The sequence below is a fragment of the Rhizobium sp. A22-96 genome (assembly GCF_053521805.1).
Genome location: NZ_JBNWDQ010000011.1, coordinates 43,080 through 63,096, shown reverse-complemented (window position 1 = coordinate 63,096; position 20,017 = coordinate 43,080). Strand labels below are relative to the sequence as shown.

The window sequence follows — 20,017 nt, the reverse complement described above, 5'->3', positions numbered from 1 at the left end:
GACGCGCCTGCGTTCTGAGATCTATTTCTTCGAGATGGTGACGAATTTGACGCCGCGCACCCTGACGGTGATCTCGCACGGAACGTTATCGGTGCGGTCGCAGAAGCGCGGGTGCATCTTCATGACCAGCACCATATTGCCGAAACGCTGGATGAAATCGTAGCCATAGGTCTGTGCTGTGGCGATGAGCAGGTAGCCGCCCTCGGCCACCTGGACATAGAAATTATAGGGGCAGCCTTCATCCGTGCAGTAGGGGCCCTTTTCGCCCTTGCAGGTGATCTCGCCCTCGTTGATGACGATATCCATCAGCTTGTCGTTGTTGATGTCCTGCTGGGTGGCGAAATGGTCGCCAAAGCTCACCTGGCCATCGCAAGCCTTGGTGAAATGTTCCTTCTCGAAAGCCACCGGGTCCTGCAGGAGCGATTGCTGCGCCAGCGCTGCAGCGGGCATGATCACGAATGCGATGAGATTGAGAATCACGATCAGCAGGGATTTCACCGGGGGAGGTCCTCTTCGAAGCGCCGTCGCGGCCTCTTTGGTCGCCGCGACCGCTACGACATCTTTACATGCGCCTGCTTGCGCGACCCTTGCCGTCGTGATTCATTTCGTCAAAATTGCCGCCGGCGCCCTTTTGGAGTTCCCGATGTCGCTTCTCTCGCTTTTGGATTATGTCGGCGTCGCTCTCTTTGCCGCAACCGGCGCGCTCGCGGCGTCGCGCAAGCAGCTTGATCCGATCGGCTTTCTGTTCCTGGCCGCCGTCACCGGCATCGGCGGCGGCACGCTTCGGGATATCATCCTTGGCAGGGTGCCGGTCTTCTGGGTGCTGAACCCAACCTATATCATCATCTGCGCCATCGTCGGTGTCCTGGTGTTCTTCACCGCTCATCTGTTCGAATCGCGCTATCGGCTGCTTCTCTGGCTCGATGCGGTGGGGCTTTCGGCCTATTGCGTGATGGGGGCGGCCAAGGGCATGGCGGCGACAGGCTCGCCGACGGTTGCCATCATCACCGGCGCGCTGACGGCCACCTTTGGCGGCATCCTGCGCGATCTCCTGGCAAACGAGCCCTCGGTGCTGCTGCGGCCGGAGATCTACGTGACGGCGGCTCTTGTCGGCGCCGGCGTCTTCACGGCTGCCAATGCGACCATGCTGCCGCTCTATGCATCGGCGGGGCTCGGCGTTGCTGCGGCCTTTGCCGTGCGCGGCGGCGCGCTCTGGTTCGGCTGGACCTTCCCGACCTATCATCACAAGCCAGGGCGGCATCCGGATGATGTCATGTAAATGAAAGCTGTCCGCTGCCGGGCAATCCCGGTGCTGCGGAAGAGGTCAGCGCTGCTTGCGGCGCAGGCGGATCACGACGTCGACATGGGCGATTTCCATGCCCTTCGGCGGCTCCGGCAGGTTGCCGATCGTGAGATTGCTGATCGGAATATCGAGCACCTCGTTATGGCCTTCCACGAAAAAGTGATGGTGGTCGGAGACATTGGTGTCGAAATAGGTCTTGGTGCTCTCGACGGCGAGAACGCGGATCATGCCGGCTTCGGTGAATTGATGCAGCGTATTGTAGACAGTTGCGAGGGAAACAGGCACGCCCGCGGCGACCGCTTCCTCGTGAAGTTCCTCGACCGTCAGGTGTCGGTCGCCCTTGGCGAAGAGAAGATCACCCAGCGCGATCCGCTGCCTGGTGGGTCTCAGACCCACATTGCGCAGCCTGGTCTCGATCGCGATTTCGGCTTCTTCCGCCATTCAGGGACTCCGGATTCCTGATTTCCATAATTCTTCACTAAGCCATATAACTTTTGCCTTGATTGCTTTCAATAGTTTCAATGGGGTGGGAAGGTGCTCAAAAGCCGGAAAAATCGGGCTTTTGGCGCATTTGCCACTGGCAGCAGCTCTGGCGTTCCTGTATGCGACCACCACATAAGAGCTGGTACGTTCGATCGGACAGATAAATGAGAGTGTGATGGTTGCGCTTCATTTTCTGTCGATCTTGCACTAAAGCTTCACATCCATCGGCATTCATGCGGGGGAAACGGAATTTTTATGACGACGAGACAATCCAGCTTCAACTACGAGGAAATCCTGGCCTGCGGTCGCGGCGAACTGTTCGGCCCGGGCAACGCACAGCTTCCCCTGCCACCGATGCTGATGGTCCATCGCATTACAGATATTTCCGAAACCGGCGGGGCTTTCGACAAGGGCTACATTCGCGCCGCGTATGACGTGCGCCCCGACGACTGGTACTTCCCCTGCCATTTTGCCGGCAACCCGATCATGCCGGGCTGCCTCGGCCTCGACGGCATGTGGCAGCTGACCGGCTTCTTCCTCGGCTGGCTCGGCGAGCCCGGCCGCGGCATGGCGCTGTCCACGGGCGAAGTGAAGTTCAAGGGCATGGTTCGCCCGGATACGAAGCTCCTCGAATACGGCATCGACTTCAAGCGCGTCATGCGCGGCCGCCTGGTCCTCGGCACCGCCGACGGCTGGCTGAAGGCCGACGGCGAAACCATCTATCAGGCGACGGACCTGCGTGTAGGCCTGTCCAAGGACAAGGTTGCCTGAACTGCGGCGCTGCCGCCTCCACCAAGACAGACTGTTTAAGAAAAGGTCATCGACATGAGACGGGTAGTTGTTACGGGTCTGGGTATTGTCTCTTCGATTGGAAACGATGCTCAAGAAGTGACCGCCTCGCTGCGCGAAGCCAAGTCCGGCATTTCTTTCTCCCCCGATTTTGCCGAGCATGGCTTCAAGTGCCAGGTATGGGGCGCGCCGACCATCGATACTACCGATCTGGTCGATCGCCGCGCCATGCGCTTCCTGTCGCAGGGCGGTGCGTGGAACCATGTCGCCATGAAGCAGGCGATCGCCGATAGCGGCCTCGAGGAAGGTGACATCACCAACGAGCGCACCGGCATCATCATGGGCTCCGGCGGTCCGTCGACCCGCACGCTGATCGAAGCCGCCGATATCACCCGCAAGAACAACAGCCCGAAGCGCATCGGCCCCTTCGCCGTGCCGAAGTCGATGTCGTCGACCGCATCGGCAACGCTTGCGACCTGGTTCAAGATCCACGGCGTCAACTATTCGATCTCGTCGGCATGCTCGACCTCGGCGCACTGCATCGGCAATGCAGCTGAGATGATCCAGTGGGGCAAGCAGGACGTGATGTTTGCCGGTGGACACGAAGATCTCGACTGGACCATGTCGAACCTCTTCGACGCCATGGGCGCCATGTCCTCGAAGTTCAACGAGGATCACCCCGAAACCGCATCGCGGGCCTATGATGCAAACCGCGACGGCTTCGTCATCGCTGGCGGCGCTGGCGTGCTGGTTCTCGAAGAGCTTGAGCATGCCAAGGCACGCGGCGCCAAGATCTATGCCGAGATCGTCGGCTATGGCGCTACCTCCGATGGCTACGACATGGTCGCACCGTCGGGCGAGGGTGCGGCACGCTGCATGCGCCAGGCACTGGCTACCGTGAAGGGCGACATTGACTACATCAACACCCACGGCACCTCGACGCCGGTGGGTGACAGCAAGGAAATCGGCGCTATCCGCGAAGTGTTCGGCGACAAGATCCCGCCGATCCAGTCGACCAAGTCGCTGACGGGCCATTCGCTCGGTGCTGCTGGCGTGCAGGAATCGATCTATTCGATCCTGATGATGCAGCAGCGCTTCATCGGCGAAAGCGCCCATATCACCGAACTCGATCCGGAATTTGCCGGCGTGCCGATCGTTCGCAAGCGCATCGATGACGCCAAGATCGACATCGCTCTTTCGAATTCCTTCGGCTTCGGCGGCACCAACGCTACGCTCGTATTCCAGCGCTACAACGGATAAGGCAATGACCGGAATCATGCAGGGTAAGCGCGGCCTCATCATGGGCGTCGCAAACAATCATTCCATTGCCTGGGGCATTTCGAAGGCGCTCGCAGCCCAAGGCGCGGAACTGGCATTCACCTTTCAGGGCGAAGCGCTCGGCAAGCGCGTCAAGCCGCTCGCAGCCGAAGTCGGCTCCGATTTTCTTCTGCCTTGCGATGTCGAGGATCTCGCTTCTGTCGATAGCGTCTTCGACGCAATTAGAGAACGCTGGGGCAAGCTCGATTTCGTCGTCCACGCAATCGGCTTCTCGGACAAGAACGAGCTGAAGGGCCTCTACGCCAACACCACGCGCGACAATTTCACCCGCACCATGGTGATTTCCTGCTTCTCCTTCACCGAGATCGCCAAGCGCGCCGCCGAACTGATGACGGAAGGCGGCAGCATGCTGACGCTGACCTATAACGGCTCGACGCGTGTCATCCCGAACTACAACGTCATGGGTGTCGCCAAGGCGGCGCTCGAGGCGTCCGTTCGCTATCTCGCCGCCGACTACGGCCCGCGCGGCATTCGCGTAAACGCCGTTTCCGCCGGCCCGATCCGCACGCTCGCCGGCGCCGGCATTTCCGATGCCCGCGCCATCCTGTCGTGGAACCAGCGCAACGCACCGCTGCGCAAATCGGTCACCATCGATCAGGTCGGCTCGTCCTCGCTCTATCTCTTGTCGGAGCTGTCGGCAGGCGTGACCGGCGAAATCCACTTCGTCGACGCCGGCTACAACATCACCTCGATGCCGACGCTGGAAGCGCTGTCGAGCGCCGACGCCGAGTAACGTGCTGATTTGAATTGCCCTCCCGGTTACTAGCCGGGAGGACTAGCTTTCCGGATATCCTTTTAGAGGATTGCCGATGACGAATACGAACGCCGAACCCTTCGCATTCACAGAGCGGCTCATTCTCCGCCGCTTTGTGCCTGAGGATTTCGAGGCCTATCGCGCTTATCGTTCGCTTCCTGAGATCTATCGTTTCCTGTACCGCGATCCCCCTACGCTGGCGGTGATGAGGGAGCGTTTCGATGCACGTTTGAATTCCTCTTTTTGCGAAGATGGAGATGCACTCCTGTGTGCCGCCATTCGGCGGGAGGACGGTGCTCTGCTAGGTGACGTCAGCCTGCAGCTTGCCAGCAAGGCAGCCCTTCAGGCCGAGGTTGGCTATACCTTCAACCCGGCGTATGCCGGGAAGGGGTATGCGACCGAAGCCACCGGCGCCATCATCACTCTCGGCTTTGAAAAATTCGGCTTTCACCGGATCTTCGCGCGGCTGGATGCGAAGAATGCCGGCTCCGTCGGCGTTGTCGAGCGGCTCGGCCTGCGTCGCGAGGCGCACCTCATCCAGAACGATCGTTTCAACGGCATTTGGGGCGACGAGTATGTCTATGCCGTTCTGCGCCAAGAGTGGCCCGAGAGAGATCTGGCCAGACCACGGTAGCCTGTTCGCCACCGCTTTCGCTGATATTGCGAGATGACACGTGGCGCGCCCGGATCAGACGGGCGCGAACCGATAATGTCCCGTCCGTTGATAGGCAAATAAAGTATCGTCCTCGCTTGCGCCGGCACCGATGTTCTGGATGACCAGCGGCCGCCCCGGCGCCTCTGTCGATGTTTTCGATGAGACGATGACGATGTGGGTCAGGTTGCCCGGAAGCATCTGCGTGACGAGGTCACCGGGGCGATAGGCCGCAAAATCCGCGCTGAGCGGCAGCGCCGCTTTCCGCCGGGTGAAGTAGACGGCGAGATTCGGCACGCGGCGGTGGTCGATATTGGGGTCGGTCGCCTTCATGCCCCATGCTTTGGGATAGGCGGAAAAATTGGCCTTCATGTCTTCGTGCAGCAACGCTTGCAGATCGAGCCCGAAGGCATGGCGATAGGCACGGATGACGACGTCGGTGCAAACGCCCCGATCTGGGGGCACATCTCCGCCCGGATAGGCTATTCTGACATAGGTGGGGTCATAGCGCGTGGTAACGCCGATCTGCGCCCTTGCGGCCTGTACCAGCGATGCCGGCCAGGCTGGAGTGGCCGCGTTGGCCCAGCTCACGGCCGGCCATGTAGAGGCGAAGGCCAGAAGGCCAGTTTGCAGCACCGCGCGGCGCGTGACATCCATTTCGGCTTCCCCTCCTCACGATATCAGCAGCATGCGGCTTCTATTCGAGAGACGAACCTTCTTTCGAATAGAGGCGAATCTATGGATGATCCGCGTGTGGATGGAGCGTCGAGAGTGCGGCTCTATTGCTTAGTCCGAACAGGCTGAAGAACGGATGGGACCGCGAGAGCGCCGAATCGGCCGCGTTAACCCGCATTGGCTAAAATTTTACGAAAACTTTAGGTTAATTCTATGTTGCCGGGGATGGCTCGTTACCATCGGCCGGAATTGCGATACATCAGGCGCATTCAACAGTATCTCGTGCATGTCCATCGGCGGTCATAGACCATTTACGGGAACCCCAGCCGTGAACACCATAACTGTTGCCAATTCCAAGCCGCTTGCTCCACCGAGCGAGACGACATTGCTCTCCGCCATTGCCCGCTCAAGAGCTCTGGGGCCGGATATACTGCGCGCGATCGCTATCCTGCTCGTGATGCTGCTGCATCTGCCGGCCGAGGCGACGCCGCTGCCGCTTGTGGGTCTCAGGCCCTATGGATGGCTTGGCGTTGACATATTCTTCGTGCTCAGCGGCTTCCTCATCGGCACCCAGTTGATGGCGGAGGCGGCGCGCCGGGGCAGCATCGATCTCAAGAGCTTCTATCTGCGCCGGGCGCTGCGCATCTTGCCGGCATTTCTCGTCGTCCTTGGCCTCTACGCACTCGTCCCGCCCCTGCGCGATGCGCCGGCCATGCAGCCGGTCTGGCGGTTCCTGATTGCCACGCTCAATTTCGGTCTCGATCCCCGCTCCGGTACTGCATTCAGCGAGGCGTGGTCGCTGAGCGTCGAGGCGCATTTCTATCTGGTCCTGCCGGTGCTCGTTCTTTTGCTGAGACGCCATGCAACGATCGTCTCCGTCACGCTGCTCGCAGCAACGATCGTGATTGTCGGCATGGGTTTGCGGCTTGCCATATGGCAAGGCGAGGTTGGTTTGCCGGCAGCGGCGTACCAATATAACGAAGCCTTTGCCGCCTATCTCAGGGATATCTATTACCCGACTTACAATCGGCTCGATGGTCTGGCCTTCGGCGTCGTTCTGGCCGCGGTTCGGCTGTTCAGGCCGCTGCTGTGGGAGCGCTATATGCCGCCCTACATCGCCCTTGTCATCGGCAGCATTCTTGTGACCTCAGCCATCATGATCTTTTCTGAACGAGGGCCTTTTGCGGAAACCAATCTGCCGTTCCTGTTGCAGCCGCTTCCCGGCGCAGTCGCAGGCTTCCCGTTGTTCTCGGCCGGAGTTGCATTCATCCTCGGTGCCCTGCTGGACTTGCAGCCGAGGACCGGGCGTTGGCATCTTCCGGCGGTCACAGGCATCGCGACGCTGTCCTACAGCCTGTATCTAACCCACAAGGCCGTCTACCAGCTCGACAGGATGGTCTTTGGCCGGGAGAATCTCCAAGGCCTGTCCGGCTTCGTGATCTATGTCGCCACCTGCTTCATCGTGGCAGCGGCACTCTGGTTTGTCGTCGAAAGAAGCTTCCTGCATCTGCGGGATCATCTCGTGTCCCGCATGCGCTGAGCCGACTGGCCCGTGCACGCAAAAAAGGCGGCCACTGGCCGCCTTTGCTTTGCTTATTTCTTTGCCCAGAGCACCTTGTAGCGGGCATTGCGGCAAGCCTCGCCATGCTCCTTGAAGTTCTCCGTCAGCACCGGCTCATAAGGCAGGCCGCGATTGGCGACCAGCATCAGGCGGCCGCCGCCGCGTAGCGCCGAGGCGGCCATCTTGATCATCACCTGGCCGAGTGAAGGTTCGGCGGCGTGGCCTTCATGGAAGGGCGGGTTCATGATGATCAGGTCATACTTGTCCTTGACCGGCTCGCTCGCCAGATCGTGCCAGAAGAAGCGCTGGGCGACCTTCGGGCAATTATCAAGCAGATTTGCGCGGGCAGCCTCCAGCGCGTCGTAATGGGCCTCGTAGAGGTCGATACGGGCGATCCTTGGCGACTTGGTTGCCAGTTCGACAGAGAGATAGCCCCAGCCAGCGCCGAAATCGGCGGCATCGCCGGTAAAGTCTGTCGGCAGGCGCGAGGCGAGCAGCTCCGAGCCGGCATCGATCCGGTCGTGCGAGAACATGCCGGCCGTGGTGGTGAAGCGGTCGTCGACGCGCGTTGCCGGCTTCACGAGCTGCGCTGTTATCGGCTTGATGTCGGCGGGGCGCGTGAACCAGAAGGCAACGCCATGATATTTCGGCATGTGCTCGACCGTGAGGCCGAAGCCCTCGATGCGCTTGCGCAGCGGCTGGATGCCGTCTTCCTTGCCGCCGGCAACGACGATGAGACCACCTTCCTTCACCCGCGAAAGCGCTTCAGCGATATTGCCTTCGTTCTCGCCCTTGTGCTTGCCGCAAAGCACGAGCGCACCGTCATAATCTCCGCCCTCGATCTCAGGCGTCACGTTGATGCGCTGCGCCTGCAGCTGGCGATAGAAAGGCCGGAAGCCCTGGACGGCGGAAAGCTCGGCGGTAAAGCCGTCAGGCAGCGCAAAGCCGGCCTCGGCGCCGAGAAACAGCATCCGCTGGCCCTCGCCGGGCGCATCGATGGTGCCGGAGGCAAAGGGATGAAACAGGGTCTTCAGGGCGTCGCGGCTCATGAGCGTGGTCTCGTTATGGGAATGAGTTTCGATTGTCGTATATGCGTGCCGCCGTTGTATTCTGTGCTTGCCCCTCACCCTAGCCCTCTCCCCGTTGAAACGGGGAGAGGGGACGACAGAGCAAGATAGCGTGCCTCAGTTTGGAGGAAGGCGATAATCGAGCACAGTCGCATCCCCTCTCCCCGCATGGCGGGGAGAGGGCTAGGGTGAGGGGCCGGGCACATAGTTTCAGCAAAAGCAGCCGACAGCCATCATATAAAAGGGGCGCGGAAACGAATCCCGCGCCCCGGAACCTGAATGAAGGCGCAGCTTATTCGGCTGCGTCATCCTTCTTCTTTTCGGCAGCGAGTTCCTGGCCGGTGGCCTGGTCGACAACCTTCATGGACAGGCGAACCTTGCCGCGCTCGTCGAAGCCGAGCAGCTTGACCCAGACCTTGTCGCCTTCCTTGACGACGTCCTGCGTCTTGGCAACACGCTCGGAAGCGAGCTGCGAGATGTGGACGAGGCCGTCACGGGCGCCGAAGAAGTTGACGAACGCGCCGAAGTCGGCGGTCTTGACAACCGTGCCTTCGTAGATCTGGCCGACTTCCGGCTCAGCGACGATCGAGTGGATCCACTTGCGGGCCGCTTCGATTTCCTTGCCGGAGGACGAGGCGATCTTGACGGTGCCGTCGTCTTCGATGTTGATCTTCGCGCCGGTCTTTTCGACGATTTCGCGAATGACCTTGCCGCCGGAGCCGATGACTTCACGGATCTTGTCGACCGGGATGTTCATGACTTCAATGCGCGGTGCGAATTCGCCGAGCTGGCCACGGCTTTCGGTGATTGCCTTGGACATTTCGCCGAGGATGTGCGTGCGACCGCCCTGTGCCTGGCCGAGAGCGACCTTCATGATCTCTTCGGTGATGCCGGCGATCTTGATGTCCATCTGCAGCGAGGTGATGCCGTCGGCAGTGCCGGCGACCTTGAAGTCCATGTCGCCGAGGTGGTCTTCGTCACCGAGAATGTCGGAGAGAACGGCGAAGCGTTCGCCTTCCAGGATCAGACCCATGGCAATGCCGGCAACCGGCTTGGCCAGCGGGACGCCGGCGTCCATCAGCGCGAGCGAGGTGCCGCAAACCGTTGCCATCGAGGACGAGCCGTTGGACTCGGTGATCTCGGAGACGACGCGCAGCGTGTAGGGGAACTGTTCAGCCGTCGGCAGCATCGGGCGGATAGCGCGCCACGCGAGCTTGCCGTGACCGATTTCGCGACGACCCGGGGAACCCATGCGGCCTGTTTCGCCAACCGAGTAGGGAGGGAAGTTGTAATGGAGCAGGAAGCGCTCCTTGTACATGCCGGTCAGGCTGTCGACATACTGTTCGTCTTCGCCGGTGCCGAGCGTGGCGACGACGATTGCCTGCGTTTCACCGCGGGTAAACAGCGCCGAACCGTGCGTGCGCGGCAGAAGGCCGACTTCCGAAACGATCGGGCGAACGGTCGACAGGTCACGGCCGTCGATACGGCTCGAGGTGTCGAGGATGTTCCAGCGAACGATCTTGGCCTGCAGGTGCTTGAAGACGGCGCCGATGACTTCGGCGGAATACTTCGGCTCTACGCCTTCCGGGAAGAAGTGTGCCTTGACCTTGGCCTTGACGGCATCGACGGCAGCGTAGCGCTCAGCCTTCTGCGTGTTCTTGTAGGCGGTGCGCAGTTCGGCTTCGGCAATGCCGAGCATTTCGGCTTCGAGCTCGGAATGATCTTCCGGCGTGAAATCGCGCGGTTCCTTGGCAGCGACTTCGGCGAGCTTGATGATCGCATCGATGACCGGCTGGAAGCCGCGATGACCGAACATGACGGCGCCGAGCATGACGTCTTCAGGCAGTTCCTTGGCTTCCGACTCAACCATCAGAACGGCGTCCTGCGTGCCGGCGACGACGAGATCGAGGCTCGATTCGTCCATCTCGTCGAGATGCGGGTTGAGAACGTATTCGCCGTTGATGTAGCCGACGCGAGCGCCGCCGACCGGGCCCATGAAGGGAACGCCGGAAAGCGTGAGCGCTGCGGACGTGGCAACCATCGAAAGGATGTCGGGATTGTTTTCGAGGTCATGCTGGATGACCGTGACGACTACCTGCGTGTCGTTCTTGTAGCCTTCCGGGAAAAGCGGGCGGATCGGGCGGTCGATCAAGCGGGAAACGAGGGTTTCGTTTTCGCTCGGACGTCCTTCGCGCTTGAAGTAGCCGCCGGGGATCTTGCCGGCTGCGTAGGTCTTTTCCTGATAGTTGACGGTGAGCGGGAAGAAATCCTGGCCCGGCTTCGGCGACTTGGCCGAAACAACGGTGGCAAGAACCACGGTCTCGCCGTAGGTGGCAACGACGGCGCCGTCAGCCTGACGAGCGATCTTGCCGGTTTCGAGCTTCAGCGGGCGGCCTGCCCACTCGATTTCGACAGTATGGATATCGAACATATCTTGTCCTTACATTGTGCGGGAAAAGGCGCCGTCGCCGACACGTTCGGCAAGGCACATCTTCAACCGCACGAAATGTGACGCATCACGGGCAAGACAACGAGAGGCTTTCGAAATCAGGCCGAAGCACGAGGCTTCGGCTGAAAGCATCCGGCAATCCTGCCCCATGACAGGTCAACGGTTGTTGTTGGCAGCGCCGGCCCATCCGGGCTGCCGGCAGTCTCGCATCGCGCAAACAGGAAGCGCGAGGGAAGCTGGTCTCAAGGGTTCATACCCTTCATAAGCATCCGGCGGACGTTCAGGTGAACGCCCGCCGGAAATTCGATTAGCGACGGATACCGAGGCTGGCGATCAGCTTGGTATAACGGCTTTCGTCCTTCTTCTTGAGATAATCAAGAAGCGAGCGCCGGCTGGAAACCATCGTCAGGAGGCCACGGCGGGAGTGGTTGTCCTTCTTGTGGTCCTTGAAGTGGTCCGTGAGGTTGTTGATGCGCTCGGTCAGGATTGCTACCTGGACTTCCGGAGAACCGGTGTCGCCTTCAACGGTGGCATATTCCTTGATCAGCGCAGCCTTGCGCTCAGCAGTGATCGACATCGGATGGTCCTTTCTATGAGAGGAAATAAAGTCGCCAAACGCCGGGATGTCGTCCAGCATTGGCCGCGAATGCAATCGGGCAGGCCCGATGCTGGCGCTGCCTATAAACCAAATAAGCCGCAATGGAAAGAGGCTTGTCCTCCAGGCGGTTTTCAGCGGCCCGCCATGGCATTCCGGATCATGGCATCATAACCCTCGGGATCCTGCAGCATGGCGAAATGGCTGGCGTCCTTCAGGATCACGAGCTTTGCGCCCGGTATCTCCTTTGCCATCATCTCAGTATGGTCGAGCTTCACCGCTTCATCATGGTCGCCGATGGCAAGCGTGACAGGCACGGCGATCTTTCCAAGGTCGGTTGCCGTCCACGCCGGCTGCGTGGCCCACATCTGCGAGATCTGGTTGACGAAGGCGTCGTATTCGTTCGGTGTCGGCGAAAGTTTCCTGTAATATTCGCCGGCGACATCGATATAGTTGCTGAAGGTCTTGTTGTTCATGACGTCCGGCTTCACGCCGTCGGTGGTGACATTTGCCGCCTGGGCGATCACGCGTGTCAGCTTTTCGGGGTGCTTCATCGCCATGTCGATGCCGATGATGCCGCCATCAGACCACCCGACCAGCGTCACCTTGCCGATCTTCAGATAGTCAAGCAGCGCGACGTAATCCGAAGTCATCAGATCATAGCCGAAGGGCTGCTCGCTGCGCGTCGAGCGGCCATGGCCGCGGCTGTCGGCAACGATGACGAGATGATCCCTGGCGAAATCGGCGACCTGAGCGCCCCAGACGTCCGCATTCCCAAGTCCTCCATGGATGAAGAGGATCGGGTCGCCCGCGCCGTATTCGGCATAATACATCTTGATGTCGTTGATATCGGCCATGCCGCTGGCCTTCGGCTGTGGCATCGGCGGAAAGGCCGGGAGCGCGGCCCACCGCTCGGCGGCATGCGCGCTCGCAATTGTCAGGAACAACGAAAGAAACGTCAGTAATCCGATGGCAGCTCTGCGCATGTTCTCCCCCTTGGACGGGCCTTCATGACCCGTCGGGGAGCATATCGCATCGCTATTGCCCTGCAATAGCCGCCTCTTTGGCCCGGATGCCGGTCAGGCGAAAACCCGTTTCGGGCGGAATTCGCCTTCGCCGATCTCGCCGATGGCGATCAGTTTGCCGCGTGCCGTGGCATAGGCTTCGGTTTCGGCAACCGGCGCATCGCGGCCGCGCACGAGAATGGGATTGCCCATCTTCAGACGGTGGGCCTGATCGTCGTTGATGATGAGATGCGGCAGGGATGACAGTGCTTCGGCCGTATCGATCAGCAATGCATCGAGGGCGGCGAGCCTCTCGTCGGCATCTTCGATCGCCTCGAGCGCCACGAGATCGGCCAGCGGCACCATCGCCTCTTCGGCAAAGGGGGCGACGAAGCTGCGACGCAGCTCGGAGATATGGCCGTAGCAGCCGAGATTGCGGCCGAAATCGCGGGCAAGCGCCCGCACATAGGTGCCCTTGCCGCATTCCACTTCAAAATGCGCCGTGTTGGCATCCGGGCAGGCCAGCAGCGTCAGGCGGAACACTTCCACCTCGCGGGAGGGGATCTCGACGGTTTCACCCTCGCGGGCCAGGTCATAGGCGCGCTCGCCGGCGATCTTGATCGCCGAGAACTGCGGCGGGATCTGGCTGATGACGCCGGTATATTGCGGCAGCAGCGCCCGGATGTCCTCTTCGCTCGGACGCTTGTCAGAGCTCTCGGTCACTTCGCCTTCGAGGTCGTCGGTGGCGCGTTCTTCGCCCCAGGTGACGGTAAATTCATAGATCTTGCGGCCGTCCATGACATAGGGAACCGTCTTGGTGGCATCGCCAAGCGCGATCGGCAGCATGCCGGAGGCAAGCGGATCGAGCGTACCGGCATGGCCGGCCTTTTGGGCCTTGAACAGCCACTTGATCTTGGAAACGGCCTCGGTCGAGCCGAAATCCACCGGCTTGTCGAGAATGAGCCAGCCCGAAATCGGGCGGCCCTTGGGCTTGCGTGGCTTGGACATTGTCTGTCTCTGTTATCGGTTTTCGTCGGTGTCGGTATCGTCGTCCTTGAGGTCGCGCTGGACCTCAGGCGACCGCAGCAGCGCATCGATCTTCTTGTAATTGTCGAAGCTGGTATCGTCGCGGAAGCGGACTTCCGGCATGTACTTCATCTGCCGAAGCAACGGGCCGAGGCGGCCGCGGATGTATTTCGAATGACGATTGAGGGTGTCGATGACGACATCATGGTCGGCGACGCCGAGCGGCGTCACATAGGCGGTGGCGATCTTCAGATCCGGCGACATGCGCACTTCGGAAATGGAAATCACGGTGCGCTCGATCAGGTCGTCGCGCACTTCGCCGCGCTGCAGGACCTGCGTGATCGCGGCGCGCACTTGTTCGCCGACGCGAAGCATACGCTGCGAAGGCGCGGAAGAGGTTGGTCTGGTCATGGTTTTTCCGTTAGCAGCGTCCCCTGGACGCTATAAAGCGGGTCACATGACTCGATCCGGCGCAAAGGTCAAGGCTGGATGGCCCGATCTGCCCTCCAGAGGCCCAGAATCCGGCTGAATATGGCGTCCTGTTCCTCCCGATTGGAGAAAGCGGAGAGAGGGATATAGGTGACGAAGGTTTCGAGATCGAACTCGATCCGGCGGTTTTGGCTGGTGATATCGGTGATCTCGCTCCAGGCGAGCCACATCGATGAATGGGCGGTATCCCAGGATGCGCCCCGCGAGGTCATCGTCACCGTAATGGTGATACCAGGGCGGATGCGCGACTGCATTGTCGCCAGTCGCCGCCGCGTTAACCAGCGAAAATAAAACCCGACGAGCACATAGAGGATCGCAGTCGGAATAATCCAGATGACCATCAGGTCATTCTTATCGAGCGATGGCGGTATTCCGAAAACCGGAATGAAGACGTGGGCGCGCAGAAAATGGAAAAGAGCGGCCAGGCCGGCGCTGACCCCGATCACCCACAACAGGAGCAAGCCCCATCTTTGGTAGGCATTCCCAGGGCGGCGAATGGCGAAACGGCGTCCCGCTTGCCGCATGACGGCAATATGCTCGTCCGGCTGACGAACATAGGAAACGACGATCTGGTCACTGCCCTCCGATGATGCCGTCACGAGCCGAGTGCCTTTCTGCAGTTCCTTCGAACCCAATAAAAAACCGCCGGCGATGACCGGCGGTTTTGATATCTAGCCAAGAGGAAGGCCGCTTACAACGTACGGGTGATGTGCTCCACGCGGAAGCATTCGATCGTATCGCCGGCGCGGATGTCTTCGTAGTTCTCGAAGGCCATACCGCATTCCTGACCGACGTTGACTTCCGAGACTTCGTCCTTGAAGCGCTTGAGCGTCTTGAGCTTGCCTTCGTGGATGACGACGTTGTCGCGCACCAGGCGGACGCCGACGCCACGCTCGACCTTGCCTTCGGTAACGCGGCAACCTGCGACCTTGCCGACCTTCGTGATGTTGAACACCTCGAGGATTTCGGCATTGCCGAGGAAGGTTTCGCGACGCTCCGGAGAGAGCAGGCCCGACATTGCCGCCTTCACGTCATCCACCAGGTCGTAGATGATGTTGTAGTAGCGGATTTCGATGCCTTCACGCTCGGCCATCGTGCGGGCCTGGGCATTGGCACGGACGTTGAAGCCGATGATAGCCGCGTCGGAAGCTCCGGCCAGCGAAATATCGGATTCGGTCACGCCACCGACGCCCGAATGGACGATGCGGGCGCGAACCTCGTCGGTGCCGAGCTTGTCCAGTGCGCCGGCAATGGCTTCGATCGAGCCCTGCACGTCGCCCTTGATAACCAGCGGGAACTCCTTGGTGCCAGTGGCCTGCAGCGTCATCATCATCTGTTCCAGCGAACCGCGCTGGACGGACTGACGGGCTGCTGCCTTGTCGCGGGTGAGGCGCTGGCGGTATTCGGAGATTTCGCGGGCACGGCTTTCGTTCTCAACGACGGCGAACTTGTCGCCAGCCTGCGGTGCGCCGGAAAGACCGAGGACCTCGACCGGCATGGCCGGGCCGGCTTCCTTCACATGCTCGCCCTTGTCGTTGACCAGTGCGCGCACGCGGCCCCACTGATCGCCTGCAACGACGATCTGGCCGGGACGCAGCGTGCCCTTCTGGATGAGGACGGTAGCGACCGAGCCGCGGCCACGATCAAGCTGGGCTTCGATGACGGTGCCTTCCGCGGTGCGGTTCGGATTGGCCTTGAGGTCAAGGATTTCCGCCTGCAGCAGGATGGCTTCGAGCAGCTTGTCGAGGTTGACGCGGTTCTTGGCCGAAACTTCGACGTCGAGCACTTCGCCACCCAGGGATTCGACGAAGACCTCATGCTGCAGCAGTTCCATGCGGACCTTCTGCGGATTGGCTTCATGCTTGTCGATCTTGTTGATCGCCACGATGATCGGAACACCGGCAGCCTTGGCGTGATTGATCGATTCGATCGTCTGCGGCATCACGCTATCGTCGGCAGCAACGACCAGGATGGCGATGTCGGTCGCCTGGGCGCCGCGAGCACGCATTGCCGTAAAGGCGGCGTGGCCGGGAGTGTCGATGAAGGTGATCTTCTGGCCGTTATGTTCGACCTGATAGGCGCCGATATGCTGAGTGATGCCACCGGCTTCACCGGACACCACATTGGCGTGGCGGATGGCGTCGAGCAGCGATGTCTTGCCGTGGTCGACGTGACCCATGATGGTGACGACGGGCGGACGGGACACCAGTTCGCCGTCTTCGTCGGCAACGTTGAAGATGCCGTGTTCGACGTCGGATTCGGAAACGCGCTTGACGGTGTGGCCGAATTCGTTGGCGATCAGCTCGGCCAGATCGGCGTCGATGACGTCGCCCGGCTTCAGCATCTGGCCTTCCTTCATGAGGAACTTGATGACGTCGACGGCGCGTTCAGACATGCGCTGCGACAGTTCCTGGATGGTGATGGTTTCCGGCAGCACGACTTCGCGCGAGATCTTTTCGCGCGTTTCCTGCATCTGGCTGCGGCGGAACTTTTCCTGGCGGCGGCGCATGGCCGAAAGCGAACGGCCGCGAGCGCTGCCGTCTTCGTCGACATTGGCCGTCGTCACCGTCAGCTTGCCGCGGCGACGCTCGTCATCCGTCTTCGGGCGGGTGGTAACCGGCTTTGCCGGCTCAGGACGCGTGACCTTGCCACGTACCGGAGCGCCGCGCGGAGGACCGCGATCGGTTTCTTCTTCGTTGACCCGGCGGCGATTGGCCGGAGCCTCTGCCGCAGGAGCACCAGGGCGTGCCGGAGCCGCATCGGGACGACGGGCAACGACAGGAGCCGGAGCAGCCTGAGCTGCCGGCTTCGGTGCTTCGACCGGTGCAGGTGTCTCTGTCTTGGCTTCGAGGGCGCGAGCCGCTTCTTCTTCGGCGCGGCGTGCGGCTTCAGCCTGCTCTTCGATGCGGCGGGCTGCCTCTTCCTCGGCGCGGCGTGCGTCCTCCTCGGCGCGACGAACCGCATCGGCGGCGTCACGGACCTGGGCTTCGGCAAGCGCGCGGCGGCGAGCATCCATTTCGCCGGCTGACAGATGGTTCAGAACCACCGGGCGCGACGAACGTTCCTGCTGCGGGCGCTGCTGGTTGTTCTGGTTGGATTGCTGCGGACGCTGCTGCTGGCCACCCGGCTGATGAATGCGCGGAGCCGGCTGCGGCGGGCGCGGCGGCTGCGGCGTCGGTTCCGCAACGCGCGTCACGGATGGTGCCGCGGCAGCAGTCGTCGAAGCAACGATCGGCTTTTCGTCTTCGGGGCGTAGCGGACGGCGCTTGCGGGTTTCAACCACGACCGCCTTGGTGCGACCGCGGCCCATGTCCTGGCGCACGGTGCCCTGGTTCACGCCTGAAGGCTTCAGGGTGAGAGTCTTCTTACCTGAAACATTCAGCGTCTTGTCGTCTTGATTGTCGGTCATTCCGTTCCCGTTCCTTCGGACAGGGCTCGGAAACGTCCGTCAGACCCTGTCGTTCAATGCATGTACCTTAATGAGGCGTCCGGTATCCACCGGTGACCGCGTCATTGTTTTCGCCGGCCAGCGCCGCCCGTTGCCCGGGACTGACCGCCGTTGCGGTACCGTTCGAGCAGGTTTGCGCGCTTCACTACACCTTCACCCGCCCGCCCTGCAAGCGCTGCGGCATGGATAAAAGCGTTCTGGCCCATCAGTTCTTCCATTTCCGCCTCCGTAAAGACACGGAAAGACGGTATTTCCTCTTCGGTTTCCATACCGAGATGCCAGGCCTTTCGTGCCTGGTCGATCTTGCGAACGCCGTCGGCTGCGGCATCGATCGCATGGAACACGGCGAGTGCCGAACCATTGCGAACCGCGCCGTCGACCTTCGACGAGCCATTGACGAACTGGCCCGCCTTGCGCGCCATGTGCATCATCCCGGCAAGCTGCGCCACAAGAAGGCGGTCGACGGTGGCGCCGAGATCGCCCGGTGCCGTCACCTCCGCCTTCAAGGCGCGTGAAAACAATTTCTTTGCCACTGCCTTGTCCACGAGTGCCCGGTCGAACTTGACCCAGCAGCCGCGTCCCGGCAGCTGCCGCTTCAGATCGGGAACAACGGTCCCGTCCGGAGCGGCGACGAAGCGGATCAACTCGTCGGCTGATCCGCTTTCGCGTGTTACGATGCACATGCGGCCGTTTGCGCCGTCACCCCCGAGATTGTCGTCTTCGGGCGGTGCGCTCGGCCCCTCGGTGATCGTCATGCCTGTTGCTCGGCTTCATCCTCCGCGGCGACCTCTTCGGTCTCGGTGGCGAGATCGGCTTCGGTGATCCAGCCAGCCAGCAGGCGAGCCTGTACGACCATCTGTTCGGCTTCGACGCGCGAGACCTCAAGTTTGGAGAACAGGCCCTCGAACTTCTTTGTCTCGCCGTTCTTGCGTTCGGACCAGCCGACGAGGTCGTCTGCGGCGCAGCCGGCAAAGTCTTCGATCGTCTTGATGCCGTCCTCACCGAGGGCAACCATCATCTGTGCGGTCATGCCGTTGATCTCACGCAGCTCATCGGAAACACCGAGCGCCTTGCGCTTCTCGTCCATTTCGGCTTCGAGCTTCTCCAGATATTCGCGGGCGCGGGTCTGGATTTCCTGGGCGGTGTCTTCGTCGAAGCCGTCGATGGAGGAGATTTCCTCGAGATCGACGTAAGCCAGTTCCTCGACGGCGGCAAAGCCTTCTGAAGCCAGAACCTGGCCGACCATTTCGTCGACGTCGAGCGCGTCCATGAACAGGTTGGTGCGCTCGTTGAATTCCTTCTGGCGGCGCTCCGATTCCTCGGCTTCCGTCATGATGTCGATATCCCAGCCGGTCAGCTGCGAGGCGAGGCGGACGTTCTGACCGCGGCGGCCGATGGCCAGCGACAGTTGCTCGTCTGGAACCACGACTTCGATACGCTCGGCATCCTCGTCGAGAACGACCTTGGCGACTTCGGCTGGCTGCAGCGCGTTGACGACGAAGTTCGCCGGCTCGCTGGACCAGGGGATGATGTCGATCTTTTCGCCCTGCAGCTCGCCAACGACGGCCTGAACGCGCGAACCGCGCATACCGACGCACGCGCCGACCGGATCGATCGACGAGTCGTTCGAAATGACGGCGATCTTGGCGCGCGAGCCCGGGTCGCGGGCAACCGACTTCACCTGGATGATGCCGTCGTAGATTTCAGGCACTTCCATGGTGAAGAGCTTGACCATGAACTGCGGATGCGTGCGCGACAGGAAGATCTGCGGACCGCGCTGTTCGCGGCGCACGTCGTAGACATAGGCGCGGACGCGGTCGCCATAGCGGAAGTTTTCGCGCGGGATCATCTCGTCGCGGCGGATGATGCCTTCGCCACGACCGAGGTCGACGATGACGTTGCCGTATTCGACGCGCTTGACAGTACCGTTGACGATTTCGCCGACGCGATCCTTGAATTCGTCGAACTGGCGGTCACGCTCGGCTTCGCGCACCTTCTGCACGATGACCTGCTTGGCCGACTGGGCAGCGATACGGCCGAAATCCATCGGCGGCAGCGGATCGGCGATGAAGTCGCCAAGGGCTGCATCCGGATTGCGGTCGCGGGCCAGTTCCAGCGGGATCTGCGTGGAATAGTCTTCGGCTTTCTCGACGACTTCGAGCAGGCGCTGCAGACGGATTTCGCCGGTCTTCGGGTTGATGTCGGCGCGGATGTTCGATTCCGTGCCGTAACGCGAGCGCGCGGCCTTCTGGATCGCGTCCGCCATCGCGGCAAGCACGATCTCGCGGTCGATGACCTTTTCGCGCGCCACTGCATCTGCGATCTGCAGAAGTTCTAGCCGGTTCGCACTGACTGCCATTTTTAGTCTCCGTCTTCCTGCCCTG

19 protein-coding genes are annotated in these 20,017 nt (G+C 61.2%); 6 read left to right on the top strand and 13 right to left on the bottom strand.

Annotated elements, in window-relative coordinates; genetic code table 11:
• Positions 1–21: 21 nt before the first annotated feature.
• A complete protein-coding gene (locus ACQZ6F_RS32690; protein WP_449096108.1) occupies positions 22–498 on the bottom strand; it encodes a hypothetical protein in 477 nt (158 codons plus the stop codon).
• Between the two features lie 145 nt (positions 499–643).
• Between ACQZ6F_RS32690 and ACQZ6F_RS32685 the strand changes: the two genes are divergently transcribed.
• The gene (locus ACQZ6F_RS32685) at positions 644–1,279 is read left to right on the top strand and encodes a trimeric intracellular cation channel family protein (protein WP_077472242.1); all 636 of its coding nucleotides are present in this window, start codon (positions 644–646) and stop codon (positions 1,277–1,279) included.
• Positions 1,280–1,324: 45 nt separating this feature from the next.
• Here ACQZ6F_RS32685 and irrA read toward each other — a convergent pair whose 3' ends face one another.
• A complete protein-coding gene (gene irrA / locus ACQZ6F_RS32680) occupies positions 1,325–1,744 on the bottom strand; it encodes an iron response transcriptional regulator IrrA (protein ID WP_034485455.1) in 420 nt (139 codons plus the stop codon).
• A gap of 297 nt (positions 1,745–2,041) precedes the next feature.
• Between irrA and fabA the strand changes: the two genes are divergently transcribed.
• From fabA to ACQZ6F_RS32660, 4 genes are all read left to right on the top strand, one after another.
• Entirely contained in the window at positions 2,042–2,557 is a 516-nt protein-coding gene (fabA, locus tag ACQZ6F_RS32675; protein ID WP_068394789.1) for a 3-hydroxyacyl-[acyl-carrier-protein] dehydratase FabA, read from the top strand.
• 54 nt (positions 2,558–2,611) lie between these two features.
• Entirely contained in the window at positions 2,612–3,835 is a 1,224-nt protein-coding gene (gene fabB / locus ACQZ6F_RS32670) for a beta-ketoacyl-ACP synthase I (protein ID WP_449096107.1), read from the top strand.
• Between the two features lie 4 nt (positions 3,836–3,839).
• Positions 3,840–4,646, top strand: a complete 807-nt coding sequence (gene fabI / locus ACQZ6F_RS32665) for an enoyl-ACP reductase FabI (protein WP_068394791.1) — start codon at positions 3,840–3,842, stop codon at positions 4,644–4,646.
• A gap of 76 nt (positions 4,647–4,722) precedes the next feature.
• On the top strand, positions 4,723–5,301 hold the full coding sequence (locus ACQZ6F_RS32660; RefSeq protein WP_449096106.1) for a GNAT family N-acetyltransferase: 579 nt from the start codon (positions 4,723–4,725) through the stop codon (positions 5,299–5,301).
• Positions 5,302–5,355: 54 nt separating this feature from the next.
• Here ACQZ6F_RS32660 and ACQZ6F_RS32655 read toward each other — a convergent pair whose 3' ends face one another.
• On the bottom strand, positions 5,356–5,976 hold the full coding sequence (locus tag ACQZ6F_RS32655) for a DUF1287 domain-containing protein (protein ID WP_449096105.1): 621 nt from the start codon (positions 5,974–5,976) through the stop codon (positions 5,356–5,358).
• A 346-nt stretch (positions 5,977–6,322) separates the two neighbouring features.
• Here ACQZ6F_RS32655 and ACQZ6F_RS32650 point away from each other — a divergent pair, with 346 nt between their 5' ends.
• Positions 6,323–7,534 (top strand): acyltransferase family protein, encoded by a 1,212-nt coding sequence (locus ACQZ6F_RS32650; protein WP_449096104.1) that lies wholly within the window; start codon positions 6,323–6,325, stop codon positions 7,532–7,534.
• Positions 7,535–7,587: 53 nt separating this feature from the next.
• Here the strand turns inward: ACQZ6F_RS32650 and ACQZ6F_RS32645 are convergent, their stop codons facing one another.
• The 10 genes from ACQZ6F_RS32645 to nusA form a co-directional block, all read right to left on the bottom strand.
• Positions 7,588–8,604, bottom strand: a complete 1,017-nt coding sequence (locus ACQZ6F_RS32645) for a class I SAM-dependent methyltransferase (protein ID WP_449096103.1) — start codon at positions 8,602–8,604, stop codon at positions 7,588–7,590.
• A 310-nt stretch (positions 8,605–8,914) separates the two neighbouring features.
• Positions 8,915–11,053, bottom strand: coding sequence for a polyribonucleotide nucleotidyltransferase (pnp, locus tag ACQZ6F_RS32640; protein ID WP_174069595.1), 2,139 nt, complete (start codon positions 11,051–11,053; stop codon positions 8,915–8,917).
• 325 nt (positions 11,054–11,378) lie between these two features.
• A complete protein-coding gene (rpsO, locus tag ACQZ6F_RS32635) occupies positions 11,379–11,648 on the bottom strand; it encodes a 30S ribosomal protein S15 (RefSeq protein ID WP_077472209.1) in 270 nt (89 codons plus the stop codon).
• A gap of 152 nt (positions 11,649–11,800) precedes the next feature.
• Positions 11,801–12,652, bottom strand: a complete 852-nt coding sequence (locus tag ACQZ6F_RS32630; RefSeq protein WP_449096102.1) for an alpha/beta fold hydrolase — start codon at positions 12,650–12,652, stop codon at positions 11,801–11,803.
• Between the two features lie 93 nt (positions 12,653–12,745).
• Complete coding sequence (gene truB, locus ACQZ6F_RS32625; RefSeq protein WP_449096101.1) at positions 12,746–13,678, bottom strand: tRNA pseudouridine(55) synthase TruB; 933 nt, start codon at positions 13,676–13,678, stop codon at positions 12,746–12,748.
• 12 nt (positions 13,679–13,690) lie between these two features.
• Positions 13,691–14,107 (bottom strand): 30S ribosome-binding factor RbfA, encoded by a 417-nt coding sequence (gene rbfA, locus ACQZ6F_RS32620; protein ID WP_068394797.1) that lies wholly within the window; start codon positions 14,105–14,107, stop codon positions 13,691–13,693.
• Positions 14,108–14,175: 68 nt separating this feature from the next.
• Complete coding sequence (locus tag ACQZ6F_RS32615) at positions 14,176–14,784, bottom strand: hypothetical protein (RefSeq protein ID WP_449096100.1); 609 nt, start codon at positions 14,782–14,784, stop codon at positions 14,176–14,178.
• A gap of 92 nt (positions 14,785–14,876) precedes the next feature.
• Positions 14,877–17,594, bottom strand: a complete 2,718-nt coding sequence (gene infB / locus ACQZ6F_RS32610) for a translation initiation factor IF-2 (RefSeq protein WP_068394798.1) — start codon at positions 17,592–17,594, stop codon at positions 14,877–14,879.
• 101 nt (positions 17,595–17,695) lie between these two features.
• Positions 17,696–18,388, bottom strand: a complete 693-nt coding sequence (locus tag ACQZ6F_RS32605; RefSeq protein WP_068394799.1) for an RNA-binding protein — start codon at positions 18,386–18,388, stop codon at positions 17,696–17,698.
• A complete protein-coding gene (gene nusA, locus ACQZ6F_RS32600; RefSeq protein ID WP_068394800.1) occupies positions 18,385–19,992 on the bottom strand; it encodes a transcription termination factor NusA in 1,608 nt (535 codons plus the stop codon). The genes ACQZ6F_RS32605 and nusA overlap by 4 nt, the downstream gene beginning before the upstream one ends.
• Positions 19,993–20,017 lie beyond the last annotated feature (25 nt).

Coding starts and splice junctions, on each gene's coding strand:
- fabA (WP_068394789.1), top strand. CDS start 2,042: ATGACGACGAGACAATCCAGCTTCAACTACGAGGAAATCCTGGCCTGC.
- ACQZ6F_RS32630 (WP_449096102.1), bottom strand. CDS start 12,652: ATGCGCAGAGCTGCCATCGGATTACTGACGTTTCTTTCGTTGTTCCTG.
- infB (WP_068394798.1), bottom strand. CDS start 17,594: ATGACCGACAATCAAGACGACAAGACGCTGAATGTTTCAGGTAAGAAG.
- nusA (WP_068394800.1), bottom strand. CDS start 19,992: ATGGCAGTCAGTGCGAACCGGCTAGAACTTCTGCAGATCGCAGATGCA.
- pnp (WP_174069595.1), bottom strand. CDS start 11,053: ATGTTCGATATCCATACTGTCGAAATCGAGTGGGCAGGCCGCCCGCTG.
- rpsO (WP_077472209.1), bottom strand. CDS start 11,648: ATGTCGATCACTGCTGAGCGCAAGGCTGCGCTGATCAAGGAATATGCC.
- fabI (WP_068394791.1), top strand. CDS start 3,840: ATGACCGGAATCATGCAGGGTAAGCGCGGCCTCATCATGGGCGTCGCA.
- truB (WP_449096101.1), bottom strand. CDS start 13,678: ATGTCCAAGCCACGCAAGCCCAAGGGCCGCCCGATTTCGGGCTGGCTC.
- ACQZ6F_RS32605 (WP_068394799.1), bottom strand. CDS start 18,388: ATGACGATCACCGAGGGGCCGAGCGCACCGCCCGAAGACGACAATCTC.
- ACQZ6F_RS32655 (WP_449096105.1), bottom strand. CDS start 5,976: ATGGATGTCACGCGCCGCGCGGTGCTGCAAACTGGCCTTCTGGCCTTC.
- ACQZ6F_RS32645 (WP_449096103.1), bottom strand. CDS start 8,604: ATGAGCCGCGACGCCCTGAAGACCCTGTTTCATCCCTTTGCCTCCGGC.
- irrA (WP_034485455.1), bottom strand. CDS start 1,744: ATGGCGGAAGAAGCCGAAATCGCGATCGAGACCAGGCTGCGCAATGTG.
- ACQZ6F_RS32685 (WP_077472242.1), top strand. CDS start 644: ATGTCGCTTCTCTCGCTTTTGGATTATGTCGGCGTCGCTCTCTTTGCC.
- ACQZ6F_RS32660 (WP_449096106.1), top strand. CDS start 4,723: ATGACGAATACGAACGCCGAACCCTTCGCATTCACAGAGCGGCTCATT.
- rbfA (WP_068394797.1), bottom strand. CDS start 14,107: ATGACCAGACCAACCTCTTCCGCGCCTTCGCAGCGTATGCTTCGCGTC.
- fabB (WP_449096107.1), top strand. CDS start 2,612: ATGAGACGGGTAGTTGTTACGGGTCTGGGTATTGTCTCTTCGATTGGA.